Annotated in this window: 19 protein-coding genes and 1 riboswitch; of the genes, 9 read left to right on the top strand and 10 right to left on the bottom strand. The window is 65.5% G+C overall.

All coding sequences use genetic code 11. From position 1 onward, the window contains the following. Positions 1 to 36: 36 nt before the first annotated feature. The 3 genes from QO014_RS01910 to crcB are packed head-to-tail and all read right to left on the bottom strand — an operon-like array spanning position 37 to position 2,227. The gene (locus QO014_RS01910; protein ID WP_266346954.1) at positions 37 to 810 is read right to left on the bottom strand and encodes an ATP12 family chaperone protein; all 774 of its coding nucleotides are present in this window, start codon (positions 808 to 810) and stop codon (positions 37 to 39) included. Then, positions 807 to 1,808, bottom strand: a complete 1,002-nt coding sequence (locus QO014_RS01905; protein ID WP_266346953.1) for an RluA family pseudouridine synthase — start codon at positions 1,806 to 1,808, stop codon at positions 807 to 809. Before QO014_RS01905 ends, QO014_RS01910 begins: the two co-directional genes overlap by 4 nt. 32 nt (positions 1,809 to 1,840) lie before the next feature. Continuing rightward, positions 1,841 to 2,227 carry a fluoride efflux transporter CrcB gene (gene crcB / locus QO014_RS01900; protein WP_266346952.1) on the bottom strand — a complete coding sequence of 129 codons (387 nt, stop codon included), beginning with the start codon at positions 2,225 to 2,227 and terminating at the stop codon, positions 1,841 to 1,843. 100 nt (positions 2,228 to 2,327) lie between these two features. After that, a riboswitch (Fluoride riboswitch) is annotated at positions 2,328 to 2,418 on the bottom strand. A 116-nt stretch (positions 2,419 to 2,534) separates the two neighbouring features. Here crcB and QO014_RS01895 point away from each other — a divergent pair. The 4 genes from QO014_RS01895 to QO014_RS01880 all read left to right on the top strand — a co-directional run bounded on the left by QO014_RS01895 (position 2,535) and on the right by QO014_RS01880 (position 7,524). Continuing rightward, entirely contained in the window at positions 2,535 to 3,413 is an 879-nt protein-coding gene (locus QO014_RS01895) for a lipid kinase (protein WP_266346951.1), read from the top strand. Positions 3,414 to 3,473: 60 nt separating this feature from the next. Next, entirely contained in the window at positions 3,474 to 4,157 is a 684-nt protein-coding gene (locus QO014_RS01890) for a class II aldolase/adducin family protein (protein WP_266346950.1), read from the top strand. Positions 4,158 to 4,308: 151 nt separating this feature from the next. Next, the gene (locus QO014_RS01885; protein WP_266346949.1) at positions 4,309 to 5,451 is read left to right on the top strand and encodes an aq_1923 C-terminal domain; all 1,143 of its coding nucleotides are present in this window, start codon (positions 4,309 to 4,311) and stop codon (positions 5,449 to 5,451) included. Between the two features lie 105 nt (positions 5,452 to 5,556). After that, the gene (locus QO014_RS01880) at positions 5,557 to 7,524 is read left to right on the top strand and encodes an aq_1923 C-terminal domain (RefSeq protein WP_266346948.1); all 1,968 of its coding nucleotides are present in this window, start codon (positions 5,557 to 5,559) and stop codon (positions 7,522 to 7,524) included. Between the two features lie 93 nt (positions 7,525 to 7,617). Here QO014_RS01880 and QO014_RS01875 read toward each other — a convergent pair whose 3' ends face one another. Continuing rightward, complete coding sequence (locus QO014_RS01875; RefSeq protein WP_266346947.1) at positions 7,618 to 8,256, bottom strand: FMN-dependent NADH-azoreductase; 639 nt, start codon at positions 8,254 to 8,256, stop codon at positions 7,618 to 7,620. A 120-nt stretch (positions 8,257 to 8,376) separates the two neighbouring features. Between QO014_RS01875 and QO014_RS01870 the strand changes: the two genes are divergently transcribed. Continuing rightward, a complete protein-coding gene (locus QO014_RS01870; RefSeq protein WP_266346946.1) occupies positions 8,377 to 8,988 on the top strand; it encodes a TetR/AcrR family transcriptional regulator in 612 nt (203 codons plus the stop codon). 3 nt (positions 8,989 to 8,991) lie between these two features. Here QO014_RS01870 and cydC read toward each other — a convergent pair whose 3' ends face one another. Together cydC and cydD are read right to left on the bottom strand one after the other, a co-directional pair. Beyond that, a complete protein-coding gene (gene cydC, locus QO014_RS01865) occupies positions 8,992 to 10,641 on the bottom strand; it encodes a thiol reductant ABC exporter subunit CydC (protein ID WP_266346945.1) in 1,650 nt (549 codons plus the stop codon). Further along, complete coding sequence (gene cydD / locus QO014_RS01860; protein WP_266346944.1) at positions 10,638 to 12,428, bottom strand: thiol reductant ABC exporter subunit CydD; 1,791 nt, start codon at positions 12,426 to 12,428, stop codon at positions 10,638 to 10,640. Before cydD ends, cydC begins: the two co-directional genes overlap by 4 nt. Positions 12,429 to 12,651: 223 nt before the next feature. Here cydD and QO014_RS01855 point away from each other — a divergent pair, with 223 nt between their 5' ends. Then, positions 12,652 to 13,950 (top strand): DUF1576 domain-containing protein, encoded by a 1,299-nt coding sequence (locus QO014_RS01855; RefSeq protein WP_266346943.1) that lies wholly within the window; start codon positions 12,652 to 12,654, stop codon positions 13,948 to 13,950. 8 nt (positions 13,951 to 13,958) lie between these two features. Here the strand turns inward: QO014_RS01855 and yut are convergent, their stop codons facing one another. After that, positions 13,959 to 14,957: an urea transporter gene (gene yut, locus QO014_RS01850; protein ID WP_266346942.1), complete on the bottom strand. Its 999-nt coding sequence runs from the start codon at positions 14,955 to 14,957 to the stop codon at positions 13,959 to 13,961. Positions 14,958 to 15,354: 397 nt separating this feature from the next. Between yut and QO014_RS01845 the strand changes: the two genes are divergently transcribed. Genes QO014_RS01845 through cydX form a run of 3 tightly spaced genes read left to right on the top strand, consistent with a single transcriptional unit; the run spans position 15,355 to position 18,258 of the window. Next, positions 15,355 to 16,947: a cytochrome ubiquinol oxidase subunit I gene (locus QO014_RS01845; protein ID WP_266347764.1), complete on the top strand. Its 1,593-nt coding sequence runs from the start codon at positions 15,355 to 15,357 to the stop codon at positions 16,945 to 16,947. Between the two features lie 17 nt (positions 16,948 to 16,964). Beyond that, positions 16,965 to 18,113, top strand: coding sequence for a cytochrome d ubiquinol oxidase subunit II (gene cydB / locus QO014_RS01840; RefSeq protein ID WP_370877063.1), 1,149 nt, complete (start codon positions 16,965 to 16,967; stop codon positions 18,111 to 18,113). A 16-nt stretch (positions 18,114 to 18,129) separates the two neighbouring features. Beyond that, entirely contained in the window at positions 18,130 to 18,258 is a 129-nt protein-coding gene (cydX, locus tag QO014_RS01835; protein WP_266346940.1) for a cytochrome bd-I oxidase subunit CydX, read from the top strand. Between the two features lie 63 nt (positions 18,259 to 18,321). On the opposite strand, the gene QO014_RS01830 is transcribed toward cydX, so the two are convergent. From QO014_RS01830 to QO014_RS01820, 3 genes are all read right to left on the bottom strand, one after another. Continuing rightward, positions 18,322 to 19,338: a CorA family divalent cation transporter gene (locus tag QO014_RS01830; RefSeq protein ID WP_266346939.1), complete on the bottom strand. Its 1,017-nt coding sequence runs from the start codon at positions 19,336 to 19,338 to the stop codon at positions 18,322 to 18,324. A 130-nt stretch (positions 19,339 to 19,468) separates the two neighbouring features. Further along, positions 19,469 to 20,653, bottom strand: coding sequence for a lipid-A-disaccharide synthase (lpxB, locus tag QO014_RS01825; RefSeq protein WP_266346938.1), 1,185 nt, complete (start codon positions 20,651 to 20,653; stop codon positions 19,469 to 19,471). Further along, positions 20,650 to 21,522 carry an LpxI family protein gene (locus QO014_RS01820; protein ID WP_266346937.1) on the bottom strand — a complete coding sequence of 291 codons (873 nt, stop codon included), beginning with the start codon at positions 21,520 to 21,522 and terminating at the stop codon, positions 20,650 to 20,652. The genes lpxB and QO014_RS01820 overlap by 4 nt, the downstream gene beginning before the upstream one ends. Between the last annotated feature and the right edge of the window lie 3 nt (positions 21,523 to 21,525).

The following is a 21,525-nucleotide window of genomic DNA, read 5'->3' as shown; positions in this document are numbered from 1 at the left end:
GGCCGTATTCATGTTGCCTCAAACAGCATTCGTCGCTCAGCCTGCGGCAAGCACCAGTGCCGCCGCCTGCATCTCGCGCCAGCGCGCATCCCGGCGCGCGGTCGCCTCGGCATCCTCGCCCCAGAGCTCGATTTCGAAATCCTCGTCGACATGAGCCGCCGTCCAGGCCTCCTCGGCCGAAAGTCGGCCATAGGCGACTGCGAGCGCCAGGATCGCCGACCCGGTCAGTACGGTGATCGTGTTCAGCGCGGCAAGACGGAGCGCATCCGGCTCGCCGATCGCCGCATCGACGGCTTCGAGCGTCTCGGGGAACTGCTCGACATGAATGACGCCCTCCGCGAGGAGAAAGCGCGCATCGAAACGCTCCCTCATCCAGGCGATCGGCGGCGACCAGAGCTCGTCCTGCCAGCGCACCAGCCGCTCCGGCTTGTCGGCCCGGTAGCAGAGCAGGTCGCTGCCGGCATAGCGGACGATCTCGGCCTTGACCGCGGCGAAATTGCTGACAACGCCATCGATCGCCGAATTGACGAGGCGCGTCACCGGCATGGTGGAGGGTTCGATGACATCCTTCTGCGCCGCCCATTCGGCGACCAGCGTGGCGGCGACGGCCTCGCTCGTGACGGCGAGGCGGTTCTTCGCCGGCGTGCGCACCGGCTTGCCGTCGAGACGGATCAGGAACTGATCGCCATCGGCGGCATAGTCGACGGCACTATAGAAACGCTTCGGCAGCGGGCGCTTGTCGTTCTCCCGCGCAATATCGCGGCGCTCATTGCGCTCCTGCCGCTCGGGTGGGTCGAAAATGCCGTTCATTCGTCGTCGTCCGCTCCGCGATCACCCATTTCGGCATCGAAGCCGAGCAGGTTCCAGCTCTGCACCATATGCGGCGGCAGCGGCGCCGACACGTCGAGCGTGCCGCCGGCCGGGTGCGGCATGATGATCCGCCGTGCATGCAGATGAAGCTTGTTCTGCAGACCGCCCGGGAAATCCCAGTTCTGGTCGGCCTCGAAATATTTGGGATCGCCGATGATCGGATGGCCGATATGGGCGGCATGCGCGCGCAGCTGATGCGTGCGGCCGGTCACCGGACGCATGGTCAGCCAGGCGAGGTTCGGGCCGGCATTGTCGACGACGGAAAAGAGCGAGACCGCATGGCTCGCATCGTCGTCGCCGTGCTTGGCGACCTTCATCTTCTCGGCCATCGGCCCGCCATCCTTGGCGAGCCAGGTCGAGATGCGGCCCTGCGGCGGGCGCGGCACGCCCTTCACGAGCGCCCAGTAGATCTTCTTGGTCGTGCGCGCACGGAAGCTCGCCGCGAGCTTCGAGGCTGCGAGACGCGTGCGTGCCACGACGAGCACGCCGGTCGTGTCGCGGTCGAGGCGGTGGACCAGACGCGGCTTCTGGCCCTTCGGGTCACGCAGTGCCTCCAGCATGCCGTCGACATGGGTCGTGAGGCCCGAGCCGCCCTGCACGGCGAGGCCGTGCGGCTTGTTGAAGACGAAGACGTGATCGTCTTCGTAGATCACCATCGCCATCAGCGCGTCGGCGGCGCTGCCGCGGGCGCCGGCCGGGCGGGCGACATGCGGGCTGCCGCCGGCATCGTCGACGCCGAGCGGTGGAATGCGGATCGCCTGGCCAGGATTGACCCGGTCATTGGTCTTGGCGCGGCCGCCATCGACGCGGATCTGGCCGGAGCGCAGCAGCTTCTGCAGATGGCCAAACGACAGGCCGGGGAAATGTTCCTTGAACCAGCGATCGAGGCGCATGCCGGCCTCGTCGGTCCCTACAGTCTTGGTGACGACGGTCGCCATGATGAAAGTCCTTCTCTTGAAGGCGCCTCATATCACCCGGCAAAGGTTCTGACGAGAAAAAGCCCGAGAAACAGCGCCAAAACCGCAACAGCTACCGAAGTGACGCCGTAGAGCGCCGCCGTTCCGAGCGCGCCGCGCTCATAGAGCACCGCCAGATCGAGCGAGAAGGTCGAGAACGTCGTGAAACCGCCGAGGATGCCGGTTGCCAGGAAGAAGCGCCATTCCTGCATGCCGGGCTGGTCGGCGCGAAAGGCGAAATAGCCGGCGAGAACGCCCATGACGAAGGAGCCGACGACATTGACGGTCAGCGTACCCCAGGGAAAGCCGACGCCGAGAAGACGCGCCGCTCCGAGATTGACGAGATGGCGCAGCACGCCGCCAATACCGGCGCCGAAGAAGACGATCGTTGCGAGATACATGGACACTCCTGCGGGCAATCTGCCCAAACGGGTCGATGTCCAGTGCCGATGACCAGCGCGGCGAACCACTGGACGGAATCCTGCCGCGCTCCCCGAAAAGGGCGTTGCAGGAGCCATCAGCCGGTGCCGGCGGTTCAACATCGCCGGCCATTGCCAGGCGATCTTCGGGAGACCCCATTCCCGAGCTCAGGATTAATCGGGCCGACCGGGGAATGCAATTGAATGGGGCGCGACCATATTGCGCGCTGCGGTGCGGCACGCCATGTGAGGCCTCCACCCCTTCCCGGCGACGCAGGATCCGGTGCCCATGACGCCCAAACGTGCTCTCTTCCTCGTGAACCGCAAGGCGCGGAACGGCGGGTCCGATATCCAGGCCATCATCGATCTCCTGAAGGAGGGCGGCGTCGAGCTCGCCATGCCCGAGGGTTTTCAACCCGGTGAGATCGCGGACCTCATTCGCGACCACCGCGACAAGGTCGATGCGGTCATCGTCGGTGGCGGTGATGGCAGCCTGAACGCCTCGGCGCGTGGGCTGTTGGCGACGGGTCTGCCTCTCGGCATCCTGCCGCTCGGCACGGCGAATGATCTCGCCCGGACGCTCGAGCTGCCGAAGGATCCCTTGGCCGCGGCCAAGCTGATCCTCGAAGGCCATACGCGGCAGATCGACCTTGGCAGCGTCAACGATCATCCCTTCTTCAACGTGGCGAGCATCGGCTTCAGCGCTCATCTCGCGCGCGGCCTGACGAGCGAGGCCAAGAAGCGCTGGGGCGTATTCGGCTATGCGCTCGGCGCGATGCGAATTCTCTCACAAAGCCGGCCCTTCACCGCCACGATCGAGCATGACGGCAAGATCGAGCCGATTCGCACGATCCAGGTCTCGGTCGGCAACGGGCGCTATTATGGCGGCGGGATGACCGTCGAGGCCAACGCCAAGCCGGATGACGGGCGCCTCGATGTCTACAGTCTCGAACTCGGCCATTGGAGCGAGATCCTCCAGCTCCTGCCACGCTTGCGCGCTGGAACACATGGCGAGGACAAGCGCGTGCGCGCCTTCGACACGACCGAACTGACGATCCAGACGCGTCGCCGCCACGAGGTTAACGCCGATGGCGAGCTGGTAACGACCACGCCGGCGCGATTCACCCTCCTGCGCCGCGCGGTTACCGTGTTTGCGCCTGCGACCTAGGCTGGCAAGGCTCGTCATTCTATTGTGCCGGCGGATTCGGAACGGGCGTGAGGTTCGGGGATGCAGGACGAGGCGGCGCTCCGGCGCGAAATGGTCGATATCTGCCGCCGCATGAATGCGACCGGTCTCAATCAGGGGACGGCGGGCAATCTGTCGATCCGGTCCGGCGACGGGCTGCTGATCACGCCCTCCGCCCTTCCCTATGATGAGATGGAACCCGACGACATCGTCGCAATGGGCTTCGACGGACGGTATCAGGGGCCACGCCGCCCATCATCGGAATGGCGCTTCCACCGCGATATCCTGGCGCGTCGGACCGATGTCGACGTCGTGCTCCATTGCCACTCGGTCCATGCAACGGCGCTCGCCTGCCATCATCGCGCGATCCCGAGCTTCCACTACATGACATGCGTCGCCGGCGGCACGACGATTCGCTGCGCGCCCTATGCAACCTTCGGGACGCAGGCGCTCTCCGACCATGCGATCGCGGCGCTTGAGGATCGGACGGCCTGCCTGCTCGGCCAGCACGGCCAGATCGCGCTCGGCAAGACGCTGAAACAGGCGCTCTGGCTCGCCAATGAAGTCGAGACATTGGCGCGCATCTATATCCATGCGCTCGCGCTGGGCGAGCCACCCGTGCTATCGGACGCGGAGATGGAGAATGTCATGCTCCAGATGCGACTGCGCGGCTATGGCTTGAACTCCGAAGTCGAGGCGCCACATCAAAGCCAGAATCACACATGAGAAACGGCTGAATTCCTCGGTTTTTCGCCAGTGATTTCGGTCACACCCCATCCGGGTCCGGCTTGCTCTCGCCACGAAGTCCGTCCAGAATGTCGGCCGGTCGTCGCCTCGGCGTTTCTGCCGAAGCCCCTATTGTTCCTTGGAGGACAGAATGAGCTTTCACTTTTCCGGCGGCGCCCTACGCGGCCTGACGCTCGTCTCGGCGCTGCTGCTGTCGACCGCGGCGTTCGCGGCACCCGATGCCACCAAGATCGCGACCAGCCTGGTGGCCGCGCTGCAGGCCAAGGGCGACGCCAAGGCGACGTTCGACAGCGCCACGGCCAATGGCGACGTCGTCACGATCACCAACCTCAAGGTGAGCTCGAAGGAAGGTGGCGACGCGACGGTTCCCTCGGTCGTGATCACCAATCCGGTCGAGCGCACGTCCGGCGGTTTCACCGCAACGAGCATTGCATTCGACAATGGCCAGATGGTCGACGGCGAACGTACCGTGACCTGGGCGACCGGTATCTCCAACGATGCGATCGTGCCTGATCCGACCGAGATGCACTCGACGGCAAAAATCACCCCGTTCTCGCATTTCGCCATCACCAGCATCAAGGCGGCCGACAAGACTTCGCCTGATCCGGTCACGATCGGATCGGTCTCGATCGATCTGGGCAATGTGGTCGATGGTGCGCCGAACGAAGGCAAGCTCGCCGTGACCGGCATCAACATTCCCGGCAGCGTGCTGCGCCAGGACGAGCAGACCAAGGATTGGGTCGACCAGCTCGGCTATCAGGAGCTGACGCTCGACGTCGCGATTGACGGCAGCTTCGACAGCTCCAAGGATTCGCTGCAGATCCGCACGATCACGATCGACGGCAAGGATGTCGGCAAGCTCGCGATCAACGGCGATTTCGGCGGCCTGCCGCGCCAGAAGCTGCAGAATCCCGACCAGTTGAAGGAACTCGCCTCGACCGCGACGATCCAGAACGCGACGATCCGCTTCGACAATGCCGGCATCGTCCAGCGCGTGATCGAAATGCAGGCCAAGGCCATGGGTGCGACGTCCGAGCAGTTCGTCGAGCAGATCAGCGGCGCGCTGCCCCTGCTTCTGAGCGCGCTCGGCAACCAGGGCTTCCAGGACAAGATCGCCTCGGCCGCCTCGGTGTTCCTGAAGGATCCGAAGTCGCTGACGATCACTGCGACCCCCGGCACGCCGGTTCCGATCATGCAGATCATCGGCGCCGCCGGCACCGCCCCGCAGACGATCCCGGATATCCTCTCCGTCGGCATCGCGGCCAACAACTAGGCCCCTGACGGGCAGACCTTTGGCCCGGGCGGATGATCCGCCCGGGCCTTTCCATACCCGGCTCAATGCCGAACGATCAGCACACTCGTCCAGAGAGGCAACGCCATGATCGCTTCCTCCGTCCGCCTGCGGTTCGCTGCCATCGCGCTCGGCGCGGCGAGCGCCTTCGGTGCCCTGCCCGCTCTAGCCGACGAGCCGGTCGAAACGGCCATTCGCAGTTGGGTCTCCTCGCTCGACGCCTCGCCCAACTGGGTCGCCGGCTTCGCGGAGCTGAGCTATGATGCCGGCTTGCGCACGGCGACGCTGAAGAACCTCACCATTCGCAGCGAGACGCTGGCGACCAAGGTCGAGATCACCTTCGGTACCGTCACGATCCTCGGCTATAACGAGACGGCGGATGGCGGCTTCACCGCGGTCGAGATCAAGGCCGATGAAGGCCATGCGGTCTACGGCTCGATCCTCGACGCCAAGCTGACCGACATCACGGCGGAAAATATCGGGGTACCGAGCTTCGCCAACCTGCTGTTCGACCAAAGCCACATCTTCACTTCGGGCGTGCAGGCGCTCGCCATCGCGGCCAAGGCTTCGGCGAAGAGCGTGACGGTCGGCAATATCGAACTCGACCAGACCTATCAGGGCGAGACGACACACACCTCGTTCGGCCGCTATGCGCTGACCGGTATGGCCGACGGCAAGATCGACCAGCTCATATCCGGTCCGCTGCAGCAGGAATCGCCGGCTGCCGACGGCCTGCTCAAGATGCGGATCGAGAAGATCGAGGCGCACAAATATGATCTCGACGCGCTGATCGCCGTGCTCGACCCGGCCCGCTATGTGGGCGGAGTCGGCGACAACCAGTGGCGGACCGCACTCGCACTCGAAACCTACCGGAACTTCAGCGTCGAGTTTCCCGATGGCAAGATCCGGATCGGCACCTTCGAGGCCGAGAACCTCAAGCTTCGCCAGCCTCCCCGCAGCCTCGCTCCGTTCTTCGACGCCATTCTCGCCAATCCGGACATGCCGGATGACGAACTGTCGAAGCTCTCAGCCGACAACATACCGAGCCTGATCGGCCTCTTCGGCATTGGCGCGTTCCGCCTTTCGGACCTCGATGTCATTTCGCCGGAAGTCGAGCGGTTCCATCTCGGCGATTTCCACATCAACGATCTGTCGAGCGACGGGCTCGGGGAGATCGGGCTCTCCGATCTCGACATTGCCGCGCGCGATCTCGGCTCGATCGGCGCTGACCGGCTCGCAGTCGGCGGCTTCAAGTTCCCGAGTCTCGATACGATCAGCGCGGCGATCAAGGCGAGCACGAGCGGCATTGAATCCAACCCGCTGCCGCTGATCCCGACCATGGGCTATGCCGAGGCCATCGCCCTCGACGTCCAGCAGGCCGGCAAGAAGCTCGGCAGCGTCGATCGTGCACGGCTCGACCTCGGCAGCTATATCGGCCCCGTCCCGACCGATATCGCGCTCGACATGCGCGGGCTCGATCTTGACTTGTCGCAGGTCGATGACCGGCGCGCCCGCGAGATCATCGAAGGGCTGGGCTACGACCGGCTGCAGGCCGATTATGGCTTCAAGCTGATCTGGCGCGAAGCCGACGAGAGCCTGCGGCTCGAGGATTTCAAGCTCGGCATCAAGGACCTCGCCTCGCTTTCGGCCGATGTCATGCTGACCGGGCTCACCCGCTCGACCATCGAAAACCCGATGGCGATCCAGGCGGCACTGCCGAGCCTGATGTTCTCGCGCGGCAAGATCGTCGTGCAAGACCATTCCGTCGTCGATCGCGCGATCGGCATGCAGGCGAAGAAGATGAACCAGACGCCGGAGAAATTCCGCCAGCAGGTCGTCGGCGCCCTGCCGCTCTTCATGATGGTGCTGAAGAATCCCGGCTTCCAGGCGAAGCTCGCCCCGGCGCTCCAGGCCTTCATTCGGGCGCCGGGCACGATGACCATCACATCCGAGCCCAATCCGCCGGTCCCCGTCTCGAAGCTGATCGAAACGGCCAATACGACGCCGCAGAAGCTGCCGGACCTGCTCTCGCTCGATATCCAGGCCGCGAAGTAAACGCACTCGCCCCGAGCGGACAAACAAAAGGGCAGGCGATCGGATCGCCTGCCCTTTTCAGTTTCCGGAGGACCGCGGCGCGGTCCCGATCAGTCAGGCGGCCTGGCGCTGGTCCGAGATCGCCTTGGCGGTCGCGCCGGCCTGCGTGGTCGCCTTCTCGACGGCGGCAACCGCAATGTCCGGTCCGAGGTTCACGCCTTCGACCTGGATCACTTCAACGTCGGTCATGCCCAGGAAGGCGAGGATGAAGCGAAGATAAGGCAGCTGGTGGTCATGCGCCTTCATCGGACCTTCGGAATAGATGCCGCCCTTCGATTCGACGAGAACGACACGCTTGCCGGTAATCAGGCCCTTCGGGCCGGCCTCGCCATAGGAGAAGGTCTTGCCGGCGCGCGCCACATAATCGAGCCAGGTCTTCAGGGTCGACGGCACGGAGAAATTGATCATGGCCGAGGCGATCACGATCACGTCGGCGGCGAAGACTTCGTCCACCAGCGTGTCGGAGATGCCCACGAGCGCGCGCTGCTCCTCGGTCCAGCCTTCAGGGGCACTGAACAGGGCGCCGAGATAGTCCTCGCCCAGATGCGGCAGGGGATTGGCGCTGAGATCGCGGCGAACCACGCTCGCGCCCGGCTCGCGCTCGATCAATCCGGCCAGGACCTGCTCGGCGACCTTCGTGGAATGAGAGGCGGCGCCACGAGGGCTTGACGTCACGAAAAGGATGTTGGTCATTGCTGCTTCCTTCACTATCTTAACCTCGCCGGGCCGATCCATGGGATAGTTGGCATCGGCAGGCGGTACCGTTCGGTAACATGAGTAAATGTTACTACTCGGTAACAGAGAGTCAAGGCCATGGATGCGAGAGCCGATGAACGGACTGTTCACCCAGCGATGGACGATCGCTCGCTGCCTCCGCGCGCGCGTATCCTGATAGCTGCGCAGGAGTTGTTCGTTCGGCACGGGTTTCATGGCGTTGGCGTCGAGACGATCGCCGAGGCCGCCGGCACCAACAAGATGACGCTCTATCGCCATTTCGAATCGAAGGACCTGCTGATCGCGGAATGCCTGCGCGGCATCGCCGGCGAAAACGACAGCGTCTGGTCATTGATCGATTCAGCCTGCCCGAATGATCCGCGCGGGCAGATCATGACGTGGCTGCGGTCGATCGGCGAGCACACGCCGGACGGCAACCACGTCGGCTGTGCGCTGGTCAATGCCGCGATCCAGATCACTGACCCCGACCACCCCGGACGCAAGGTTGTCGAGGAGAGCAAGCGCGCGCATCGCAACAAGCTCGTCAGCCTGTGCCAGGCAGCGGGCTATTCCGATCCGGAGCTTCTGGCCGACCAGCTCTTCCTGATCGTGGAAGGCGCGCGCGTCAGCTATCGCAGCGCCGGACCGGACGGAATCGGCGCCAATCTGCTGGCCATGGCCGAGAACATCATGGCCGCGCATGAGCCCTGATCGTCACCCCGGAGCGAGACGCCCGGCCTCGAACCGATAGACACGATCGACCGCGCCATCCGGCAGCGCTGCATGAGTCGCGAGGATGACGGCGCGGCCCGCCGTGGCGGTGACCAGATCGGCCAGGAATGCCGCCTCGGTGTCGCGGTCGAGCCCGGCCGTGGGCTCGTCCAGCAGCAAGATCTCTGCCGGCGCCAAGAGCGTCCGCGCAAGGCAGAGCCGCCGCGCCTGTCCAGCGGAAAGCGTCGCACCGGACTCGCCGAGCCAACTGTCGAGGCCCTCCGGCAAACCGCGCACGAAATCATCGAGCCGTGCCCGACGTAGCGCCGCATGCAGGGTCGCGTCGTCGGCCGCGGGATCACCGATCAAGAGATTGTCGCGCACTGTGCCGATAAAGACCGGCGCATCCTGGCTGAGCAAGGCAATGCGGCTGCGCAGATCTACGAGCCTGATATCGCGAATATCGAGGCCGGCCAGACGGATCGAGCCGGCATCCACATCGGAAAGCCTGAGCAGCAGCCCCAGCAGAGTCGATTTGCCCGATCCGCTGCCTCCGACCAGGGCGATGCGCTCGCCCTCCCCCAGCCGGAGATTGATCCCCGCCAGAACGGGCCGCGCGGCGCTATATCCGAACCGCACACCTTCGAGTTCGAGAACGCCGCCGGGCGGCAAGGCGATCGGGCGCGCAGGATCGCGGATAGCGGGCTCCGCCCCTGATATTGCCTGCATGCGCCGCGCCGCTGCCATTGACTGGCCGATGCGCCCCGCCCCACGCAGGATCGGTCCCGTCACCTCGAAGGCCGCCATGACGGCGAGCAGCGCGCCGACCATCAACGGGCCGCCAATGTCGCCCGTCTCGATCGCCTGAAGGCCTGTCCACAGGACGCCGATCACGGTCAGTCCGGCGCCGAACTGGGCGGCGCCCGCCCCAAGCGCCACGCCACGCGCCTGCTTCAGACGTGCAACCCGCACATCCGCCGCAGCGGCGCCAAAGGCCTGCCGGCTCAGCGGCACCGCGCCGAGCGCCACGAGATCCGCCTGGCCGTCGACGCCATCGAGCGCCGCGATGCGCATGTCCGACATGGCGCGAATGACGGCCGCACCCGACCGGCGACCCGACAGCGCCAGCAGCAGCGGCGCGCCGATCGCGGAGACGCCGAGGCCCACGAGCGCGACCGGCATGGCGGTCGGCATCACGAACCACAGGAACAAGCCAAGGCCCAGGGCCGCGAACAGGGCCGTCGCGAGCGGCGCGATCACCTGCAGGAACACGAGATCGAGCGTCTCGACATCGCCGGTCAGCCGCGAGACGAAATCGCCCGTCCGCTCGTCCTGCCCCTTGAAGGGAACCAGCGGGATCAGCCGTCCGAACAGCCAGACGCGAAGATCGGAGAGGATCGCGAGCGTGGTGGCGTGGCCGGTGATCCGCTCGCCATAGCGCGACGCGATGCGCAGGAAAGAGAAGCCCCGCACCATCGAGGAGGGGCCGAAGAGATTGAAGGACGCCGCGGCGGTGGTGATTGCGGCACCGGTCAGGAACCAGCCCGAGACGCCGAGCAGCGCCACGCCGGCAGCAAGGGTCGTTGCCGCCAGCAGCAGCGCCAGTGCCAGCCCGCGCCAGCGCGCGGCGAAAAGCGGAACGAGAACCTTCATGGCGCGTCTCCCGCTCCGAGCTTCGGCAAGTTCGGCAGCCGGCTGGTGGGCCGGTGCGGCACGGGGAGGATCTGGCCGCCGGCAATGCGGTAGATCCGGTCCATCCGGTTCGCCACGGCGACCGAATGCGTCGCGATGATCAGGCTGCGCCCGACCGCGAAATCGAGGATCGCGTCCACAATCCGCGTTTCCGTCGCGCTGTCGAGATGGGCTGTCGGCTCGTCGAGCAGGATCAAGCCTGGATCACGCAGGAAGATGCGGGCGAGCGCAATGCGCTGCGCCTCGCCGCCGGAGACGCCGCGTCCCCGCTCGCCGATCGTGGTCGCGAGGCCGTCGGGAAGGGCATCGGCGAAATCCGTCACGCAGGCACGTTCAGCGGCGCGGCGGACATCCTCGTCGGAAGCATCCAGGCGACCGAGACGGATATTCGACGCGATCGTGCCGTGAAAGAGACGCGGTCTCTGGTTGAGCACGGCGATATCGGCACGGAGAGCCGTCTCGTCGATCGCCGCGAGGTCCTCTCCATCGAGTTCGACGCGACCGCTCCAGTCTCTGAATCGCGCCAGCACGTCGATCAGGGTCGACTTGCCGATGCCACTGGGGCCGAGCAGGGCGACGTGTTCGCCGGCCGCGGCATGGATCGCGGCTCCCTCGAGAACAGGCCCCCGGCCCGGCGCCATGACGACGAGATCCGAGACATCGACCGCAATCGCGCCACGCCGAACCGTAGCGGGCCGCGAGGCGGCCTGGGCACCGTCGACGACATCCGGCAGACCTTCGAACACGGCCGACATATCGGCCACAGCGGCCTTGGCGGCCGCGCGGTCATGATAATGGGCTGCGAGCGTGCGCAGCGGCAGGTAGATCTCTGGCGCCATGAACAGGCAGAACAGGCCCGCCTGAAGGGTGAGCGTTCCCGGGTGCAGATCGATGAGGCCGAGATAAGTCAGGCCGACATAGAGCGCGACGCCGGCCACGCCGAGCGCCGCGAAAAACTCCAGCACGGCCGAGGACAGGAAGGCGATCTTCAAGACCGAGAGGGTGCGGTCGGCCACCTCGTCGCTCGCTTCCCGCACACGGGCCACCTCATCCTCGGCACGACCGAAGAGCTTCAGCACGAGCAGCCCGCGCAGGCGGTCGGCAAAGAGACCAGAAAGGCGCGAAAGCGCGGTCATATGACGACGGCTGGCCGATTCCGCGCCCCAGCCGGCCAACGCCATGAAAACGGGGATCAGGGGCGCCGTGATGAGGAACAGCGCGCCGACGACCAGATCGACCGGCATGAGAATAACGGCGAATGCGATTGGCAGGAAGGCGGCCGCAATCATCGCCGGCAGGAAGCGGGCGAAATAGGCGTCGAGCGCCTCGACCTGATCGACGATCTGGTTGGTCAGCACGCCGGATGTCTTCTCGCGCATCCATGCCGGTCGCCGGGCCATCAGCGCGGCGAAGAGGTCATGCCGCACGGCGAGCTTGATCGTCTCGGCCGCCTGGCTGCCCGCGCGTTCACCTGTCCAGGCAAGCAATGCACGCAGCAGGACGAAACCGACAAGGCCGAGAATGGCGGGCACCTGCTCGCGGCTCGGCACATGCTCGACAATGGCGCGCTGCAGGATGGTCGCGAGCAGGAAGGCCTGCGCCACCGTAAGGCAGCCGCTGACGAGCGGCGCCATGATCGCGACCGAAAGCCAGCGGCGGCCGACGCGGCCTCGTGCCCTCAGCCACGCCATGTCGGCCTTGGAGAGGCGCGTCGTGACGCGTCCGGGGTCGTGTTCGACGCTGCTCATCCGATCCGAAGTCCCAAAGCCGTTTCGTCAGTGATCCTCGCGCCTCAGCAAGGGCACGACAAGGTGGTCGATGGTAGCAGCGCCGACGCACTCCACGGCACCGCGCGGACGGTCGCGCTTCCTTATGGCTTGCAGGCATCTGCCGGCTTGACACACATCAAGCGCCGGCTCTCTGTCTGCGACCGAGATGCATCGTCGCCGCGGACAAGGAGCCCTTCTGCAGATGACGGCCAGCCGTTCCACCCAACCGGCCGCTATCGCGACGGCCAGCAATGACCAGGTCCTGCTGGTGATCAGCGCCTATGCCGGGCTCTTCATCCTGTTCGGCCTCCTGGTGTCGGGGCCCATCGAGGCCGTGCACGGCCTTGGCAGCATTCTGGTGGTGCGCGATACGCTGATCACCGACTATATCGGCGTCGGCGGCATTGGCGGCGCCTTCCTCAACACCGGCCTGCTCACGCTGATCAGCGTCCTGATCTACCGATGGTCAGGCGCGAAGATCGGCGGCGCGGCGATAGCCTGCCTGTTCCTCGTTCTCGGCTTCGGCCTCTTCGGCAAGAACCTGCTGAACATCTGGTTCATCGTCCTCGGCGTCTTCCTCTATGCGAAGTTCAAGGGCGAGGCCTTCGCAGCCCATATCAACACGGCCTTTTTCGGTGCCGCCCTTTCGCCGATCTTCTCCGAGATCGTCTTCGGATCGACGCTGCCCGTCAGCGTCAGCCTGCCGCTCGGCGCTGCGACCATGCTGGTCATCGGCTTTGCGCTGGTCCCGGCGGCGGCTCAGCTCTTCAAGGCCCATATGGGGTTCAGCCTCTACAATATGGGCTTCACCGCCGGCGTCGTCGGCGCGATCGTGGTGGCGATCTACAAATCCTACGGCTTCCTGCCCGATCCCGTCTTCGTCTGGTCGACGGGCAATAACTGGCTTCTGGGCGCGTTCCTTTATGCGATCTTTACCTCGATGATCGCGCTCGGCCTCTGGTTTGACCGCACCGCCTTCAGCGGCGTGGTCGCCATCATGAGACTGTCGGGCCAATCGCCGAGCGATTTCACCGAAAAGGCCGGCTTCGGCGCGGCCCTCGTCAACATGGCGCTGACCGGCGCGATCGGGACCAGCTACGTCCTGCTCGTCGGCGGCGACCTGAACGGCCCGACGATCGGCGCCGTGTTCACGATCGTCGGCTTCTCCGCCTATGGCAAGCATCCCCGCAACATCGTGCCGATCATGGCCGGCGTCGTGCTCGGCTCGATCTTCAAGCCATGGAACATCGCCGATCCGACGATCGTGCTGGCCGCCCTCTTCGGCACCACGCTCGCGCCGATTGCCGGCCGATTCGGCTGGCACTGGGGCATCGTCGCCGGCTTCGTCCACTCTTCGGTCGCCCAGAGCGTTGGCGTGCTCTATGGCGGCCTCAATCTCTACAATAACGGCTTTGCCGCCGGCCTCGTCGCCTCGGTGCTCGTGCCGATCATCCTGGCGCTTCGCAAGCCGGAAGAAGGCAAGGAAGAGCCGGAGCGATGAACGCCGGCTCAGGCCGCCCCGTCGGAGGACCCGGTCGGCTCGAAATATTGCCGGGGCAGCAGGAACAGCCATGAGGCGATCACGAACGGCGCCGTGAGCGTTGGAATGGCGAAGGGAATCAGCGCCGTATTGAGCGCCGCCTGGACCACGACGGTGAAGATCGTACCCAGCACGGCATAGGCCACCACGCGCGGGCTCGGGCTATAGAACACCGAGCCGAGCGCGATGGCCGTCAGGACCGGGCTGAAGCCGAGCAGGCCGCCCGTGATCAGGTCGCTCTCCGCGCCGAAGAGATGGGCGAAGACCACGGCGATCAGCGCGCCCAGCACCGCAAAGAGCGCGGCTGGAATGGAACTGACGGCGAGGCCCGCGACCAGAAGGATAGCCGTGACGGCGCTGCCCTTGAGGAACACCTGCGAAATGCTATGCAAGGCGCTGCCGAGAAAATCGATCAGATGCAGCGGATTGCTCTCGATCGGCACGGCGACGCCGACCACGCCCCCCTGGGGCAATCCGGTGCCCTCGATCGCGCCGAAGCCATAGCTCGCGAGGAGCAGCAGCCAGGTGATCAGGACGAAGGGAAAGGTCAGCGCGGAGACACCCCACGGCTTGACCGCATTGGCGATGGCGAGCATCGCGACGACCGACACGGCGGCGCCCAGCACGACATAGACCCAGAGCATCGGACCCGGCGCCAGGAAGGTTGGCAAAGCGAGCCCGACCAGAACGCCATTATAGCCATAGAGACCCGCGCGGAGCGCCTTCGGATCGACATGCAGCCATTGCGCTGTCAGTGTCGCGACCATCACCGCGACGACGCCGCCGATTACCACGGCTGGCACGCCGCCGGCGATCGAGCCCCATGCGACGGCGAGGAGGAACAGCGCTCCGGTCAGGGGATTGTCCTGGAACATCACCTGCCCGATGCCACGCAGATTGATGTCGATGAAGCGCGCGACCGCCGATCCCTCGCAGAGACGTTCCCAACCAGCCAAGACGGTGTTCATTGCGCCCTCCCCGAGCCGCCGGCCCATCGGCCGCGGTCCAATCTGATCCCGCGACTTGCCGATCTCGGGACAAGCCTATTCCGACGCCGCACCCTTGGTGAAGCCCATCGGGGTGGAAGACAGACAATCCTCAGATTTCGACGCGCGGACGACCGTTTCGAGGCCGCTGGAGACGCTCGATCAATTGGTGGGATCGCCTGCAATGCCGGGTCGCGAGGGGGATCGATCATGACCAGGCCTGGCCTGCCCGAAGCATCCGATGCCGTCACCACAAAGACTATTGTGCACTGCGCCAATCCACCACATGCGCGACGTTGCAGCATTGATTTCGATCAATGTGACTGATCAAATCAAGGCATAACTGTGGAAACCTAGCGACTCGAAGGTGTAAGCCATGATTGATATCGATGTGGTCACGCTGTCGCGGCTGCAGTTTGCCGCTACGGCTATGTATCATTTTCTATTTGTTCCATTGACGCTCGGGCTCTCCTTCCTGATGGCGATCATGGAAAGTGTCTACGTGATGACTGGCCGCGATATATGGCGGCGCATGACGCTTTTCTGGGGCACGCTGTTCGGCATCAACTTCGCCATGGGTGTGGCGACCGGTGTCGTGATGGAGTTCCAGTTCGGCATGAACTGGTCCTATTACAGCCATTATGTCGGCGACATTTTCGGCGCCCCGCTCGCGATCGAGGGCCTGATGGCCTTCTTCCTCGAGGCGACGTTCATCGGTCTCTTCTTCTTCGGCTGGGACCGAATGTCGAAGGTCGGGCATCTGGCCGTCACATGGCTGGTCGCCTTCGGCGCCAACTTCTCGGCGCTGTGGATCCTGATCGCCAATGGCTGGATGCAGCATCCGGTCGGCTCGACCTTCAATCCCGACACGATGCGGATGGAGATCACGGATTTCATGGCCGTGCTGTTCAATCCGGTCGCGCAGGCCAAGTTCGTGCACACGGTCAGCGCCGGTTATGTCACCGGCTCGATGTTCGTGATGGCGATCAGCGCCTGGTACCTGATCAAGGGTCGTCACATCGAGTTCGCCAAGCGCTCCATGGCGGTCGCGGCGAGCTTCGGTCTTGCCTCGGCGCTGTCGGTCGTCGTGCTCGGTGACGAGAGCGGCTATGTCGCGACGGAAAACCAGAAGATGAAGATCGCGGCGATGGAAGCCATGTGGCACACCGAGCCGGCGCCGGCTGCGATGAACATCATCGCCTTCCCGGATCAGGCGAAGCAGGACAACAGCTTCTCGATTTCGGTTCCCTATCTGCTCGGCATCATCGGTACCCGTTCACTCAGCACTGAGCTCCCGGGCATCGTGAACCTCGTCGACAGCGCCAAGGAACGCATCCGCGCCGGTGTCTCGGCCTATGCGGCGCTCGAGGCCGTCCGCGCCAACCCCAAGGATGAGGCCGCTCGCGCCACATTCGCCGGCAAGTGGCAGGATCTCGGCTACGGCCTGCTCGTGAAGCAGTACCGGACCGATGTAGAGAACGCGACCGAGGAGGATATCGCCAAGGCCGCTGCCGACACGATCCCCAATGTGCCGGTCCTGTTCTGGAGCTTCCGCCTGATGGTGGGCCTCGGCTTCTACTTCATCGGCTTCTTCGCGGCGGCGTTCTGGGTCGCGTCCCGGCACAAGCTCGGCGTCAATCGCTGGACCTTGTGGCTGGCGCTCTTCAGCCTGCCCCTGCCCTGGGTCGCGATCGAAGCAGGATGGCTCGTCGCCGAATATGGCCGCCAGCCCTGGATCATCGAAGGCGTGCTGCCGACCTTCTATGCAGCCTCAGGCCTCACGCTGTGGGATCTCTCGCTCAGCCTCGCGATCTTCCTGGTGCTCTACACCACGCTCCTGGTGGTCGAGCTCTTCCTCATGGTCCGCACGATCCGCAAGGGTCCCCACGACCGTGATCCGATCGAGGATACGAGCCCGGCCCACGGCGCCAGCATCCTGCCGCTCCCTGCCACCGCCAGTCCCCGGCTCTGAACGGGAGGACCATGGACATGAACTTCATTCCCCTCGACTATGAAGCACTCCGCCTGATCTGGTGGCTGCTGCTCGGCATCCTCCTGATCGGCTACGCGATCATGGACGGCTTCGACCTCGGCGTCGGCGCCCTCCTGCCCTTCGTCGCCAAGAATGACGACGAACGCCGGATCGTGATCAACGTCGTCGGCCCGGTCTGGGAAGGCAACCAGGTCTGGCTCATTCTCGGCGGCGGCGCGATCTTCGCCGCCTGGCCTGCGCTCTATGCGACGTCGTTCTCGGGCTTCTACCTCGCCATGATGGTGATCCTGATCGCCATCATCCTGCGCCCGGTCGGCTTCAAGTATCGCAGCAAGATCGCCGATCCGCGCTGGCGCGAGATCTGGGACTGGGCGCTGTTCATCGGCGGCTTCATCCCGGCGCTCATCCTCGGCGTCGCCGTCGGCAACGTGCTGCGCGGCGTGCCCTTCGAGTTCGACGATACGCTCCGCGTCTTCTATCGCGGCGGCTTCTTCGGCCTGCTCACGCCCTTCGCGCTGCTCGCCGGTCTCGTCAGCCTCTGCATGCTGCTCACGCATGGCGCGGCCATGCTGACGCTCAAGACGGACGGCCCGATCGCCGAGCGCGCACGGACCTATGGCCGGATCACGGCGATCGCCACGATCGTGCTGTTTGCCCTCGGTGGCCTCTGGGTCGCCTATGCGCTGGACGGCTATGTCGTCACCAGCGTGCAGGACGTGCTCGGACCGTCGAACCCGCTCAACAAGACCGTCGTGGCGAAGACCGGTGCCTGGCTGGCCAATTACAGCGCCCATCCCTGGATGATGATCGCGCCTGTGCTCGGCTTCCTCGGCATGCTGATCGCCATCCTCGGCTTCTCCGGCCGTCTCGCCTGGATCACCTTCCTCGGCTCGGCGATCGGAATCCTGGGCATCATCTCCACCGCGGGACTGTCTCTCTTCCCGTTCCTGCTGCCGTCCTCGCTGGCGCCGAATGCAAGCCTCACCGTCTGGGACGCCTCGTCCTCTCATCTGACGCTTTGGATCATGCTGCTGGCGACCTGCGTCTTCCTGCCGATCGTTCTCGTCTACACGGCCTTCGTCTACCGCGTCATGCGCGGCAAGGTCACGACCGCGAGCCTCGGCAAGAACCCCAACGCCTATTGAGCCGGAGTATCAAACGATGTGGTATTTTTCCTGGATCCTCGGCCTCAGCCTGGCCTGCAGCTTCGCCATCCTGAACGCCATGTGGTACGAGCTGCGCGACGATCGGGTGAAGGGCACGGCCCCCGCGCGAAGCGGCAAGAAATAGCCGTCGCCTCGCAGCCCTGCTGAGGAACAAAGCCGCCGCGCCCCCTGCGCGGCGGTTTCTTTTTCAGTCGAAGAAGCCGAGCTTGCGCAGCAGCAGATAGACGAGCGCCGAGGCGAGGCAGGCAAGCAGCAGCGCCAAGACGGAGCCATTAGTGCCCTGCTCCAGCGGCAGGCCGCCGGTGTTCATGCCGAAGATGCCGGTAACGAGCGTTGCCGGCATCAGAAGCGCTGTCAGGACCGACAGCACATAGAGATGGCGGTTGGTCGTGTTGGCGAGCTTCGCGCCGATCTCGTCCTGCAGGAAGCGGGCGCGGTCCTGTACTTCCAGCACCTCCTGCTCCAGCGCCTCGATCCGGTGCAGCAACCGCTCCGCCGCCGCGCGCGAGCCGCTATGCGTCGCACGCTCCTCCTGATCCTCCGCGAAACCACGCAAGATGCCGCGAAAGCCGGCCAGTTGCCGGCGGAGTTGCACGGCGGTGCGCCGGAGCGGCGCCAGCCGCCGCGATTCGTCGCGCACCCGATCATCCAGCACGCTGTCCTCGATCGAATCCGCCTCGGTCCGCAGGCCGCGCAGGGCGTCGCTGGTGGCGCGCAGGAACTGGTCGATCATCAGCTCGAACAGCGCGACGGGACCGCCCACAAGATGCCCCGCCTCGATCCGGCTCCGCATCAGCGCCGCCGAACGGACAGGGTAGCGCCGACCGGATACGAGGAAGCGATCGCCGAGCACGAAACGCAGCGGCGCGGCCCGAAGCGTATCCTCGTCTTCGGGATCTTCCATATTGTCGATGAAGACGCCCCAAACGAGCGCGTCGTCGGATTCGAGCTGCGGATGATCGTCCGAGCCGAGCAGCGCCTGGCGCGCCGATTGCGGCAGGCCGGAACGCTTCTCGACCCAGTCGCGCGTCAACCTGTCGATCAGGTCGAGATGCAGCCAGAGAAAGCCATCGCCTTCGTCGAAAGGAGCGACCGGCTCGTCGAGGCCGACCTTGCGCGCATGCCCGGCCGCATCGAATCGATAGGCCCAGATGATGCCGGAGAATGGGCGCCGTGCGCCGCGCTCGAGCTCGCTATCCTGCATGACCACCGGTGACCGCCGCTCATCCGCGATCGTTCCAAGGACCGCCCCGGGACCGATCAACGCCCCGGATCAGCTATGCCGTCATTCATGACAAGCCGATGACGATCTGATTTGCCGGCGAATGAAACGATCAGTTCGTGGCGGCCCCGTCACGAAGGAGGGAGAGCACGATATCGGCGGCGCGCATCTCCGCCGGGGCGCCGCCCGTCTCCATCAGCCGGTCGATGCGGGCGAAGCTGTCGAGCTGCGCCTGGCGGATCGGGCCGTCGTCGAGCAGCGGCTCCAGCGCGTTGGCGAGCCGATCGGGACGGCATTTCTGCTGCAGGAATTCCGGCACGGCGTTTTCGCCGAGGACGATATTGGCGAGCAGGACCGAATGGCCGGTCAGAATGATGCGGCCGATCATCGCCTCCCATTCGGGAACGCGATAGGCGCCGACGAAGGGCACGCCCGACAAGGCGAGCTCCAGCGTGACCGTGCCGGAGGCGGCGAGCGCCGCGCGGGCCGAGCGGAAGGCACTGAGCTTCTCCGCCTCCCCCGTGACGATCCGCGGCATCACCGGCCAACCCGCCGTCATGGCCCGAATGCGAGCCTCCAGGCGCGGCAGCGTCGGCAGGACGAGTTCGAACCGCCGACCGCGCTTCGCGAGCAGGCCGAGCGTTTCGCCAAACACGGCGCCGAGCCGCGTCAGCTCCTGCCCCCGGCTTCCCGGCAGCACCAGGATGACCGGCGGATTGCTGGCGCGGCGCGCGGCTTCCTCGGCGTTCGGCCGCAAAGCGGCGATCTCGCTCAGCAACGGATGGCCGACATAGCTGGTCGGCGGACCACCGAGCCGGTGCATCACCTCGGGCTCGAAGGGCAGCAGCGCCAGCACATGGTCGATCGAACCGCTCATGGCGCGTGCGCGTCCGGGCCGCCAGGCCCAGACCGTCGGCGCGACATATTTGACGATGCGGAGATCGGGCAGGCGTTTGCGCACACGATGGGCGACGCGGTGGGTGAAATCCGGCGCGTCGACCAGCACCAATATATCCGGCCGCTCGGCCACGATCGCCTCGACCGTCTCGCGCAGGCGCCGCAGGATGGTCGGCAATCGCCCGATGACGGCGCCAAAGCCGATCGCGGTCAGGTCGTCCATGGGATAGAGGCTATCGAGCCCGGCCGCCTTCATGCGCGTGCCTCCGACGCCGCGAAACATCACGGCGCCGGAAAGCCGCAACGATAGTGCGCGCATCAGCGCCGAGCCGAGCATGTCGCCCGATTCCTCGCCCGCGACAATGAAGACGCGGAGCGGCTTGGCCAGCGCGCCCGTCATTCGGCGATACCGACCAGGAAGAGCCCGTGCTTGTCGGCGAGCTTGATCATCGCCTCCGATTCGACCGCGATCACCCCACCCGCCTCGACCGCGACCCCGGCGAGCCCCGCCTCGGCGGCGCGTTCGATGGTCTTGATGCCGACCGAGGGTAGATCCATGCGCCGGTCCTGCGACGGCTTCGGCGCCTTGACGAGGACGCCGGCACGCTCGGCGAGCTTGACGCGGCCGCTCGACCGCAGCGCGCGGCAGCGCTCCAGCATCAGATCCGTTCCCTCCGCCGCTTCGACGGCCAGGACGTGCCGGCGCGCGACGACGACACCCTGCCCTATATCGAACGGGCCGAGCTGGCGGATCACATCCATGCCGAGCCGCGCGTCATCGAGCTCGGCAGCCGATGGCTGGATACGGCCGAGCACGCCTTCCGGCACGAGAATGCTCGGCGCGACCTGATGGGCGCCCAGCAGCTCAAAGCCCTGATCCTCGAAAATACGGCCAATGCCAGAGAGAAGATGATTGTCGCCGCCCTTGAGCAGTTTCAGGAAGCGGGGCAGCAGGCGCACCGCCGTCCAGTCGAAGCGGATCTGCGTCATGCGTGGCCGCATGACGATGCCGACGAAGACAACCTGCCGGCAGCCGCGCCGCCGCAACCCGTTCATCAGCGCACCGACCATTCCAATGCCGATCCACTCATGCGGCAAGGTCGCGATACGCGGGTCGTCGGCAAAGCCCTTGAGTGGGAACAGCACGACCCCGCGGCCACTCTTCCGGGCGGCCTCGGCAACGGCGACTGGAAAGGCGCCGCCGCCGCAAATGATGCCGATCGGACCGAGGTCCGATACGGCGTTGGACGTGGGGGCCGCTTCGCTCACGGC

Origin of the sequence: Kaistia dalseonensis, from assembly GCF_030814715.1 — a bacterium.
Classification (GTDB): domain Bacteria; phylum Pseudomonadota; class Alphaproteobacteria; order Rhizobiales; family Kaistiaceae; genus Kaistia; species Kaistia dalseonensis.
The sequence above is the reverse complement of the archived record's forward strand: the minus strand, read 5'-3'. Positions and strand labels throughout refer to the sequence as shown.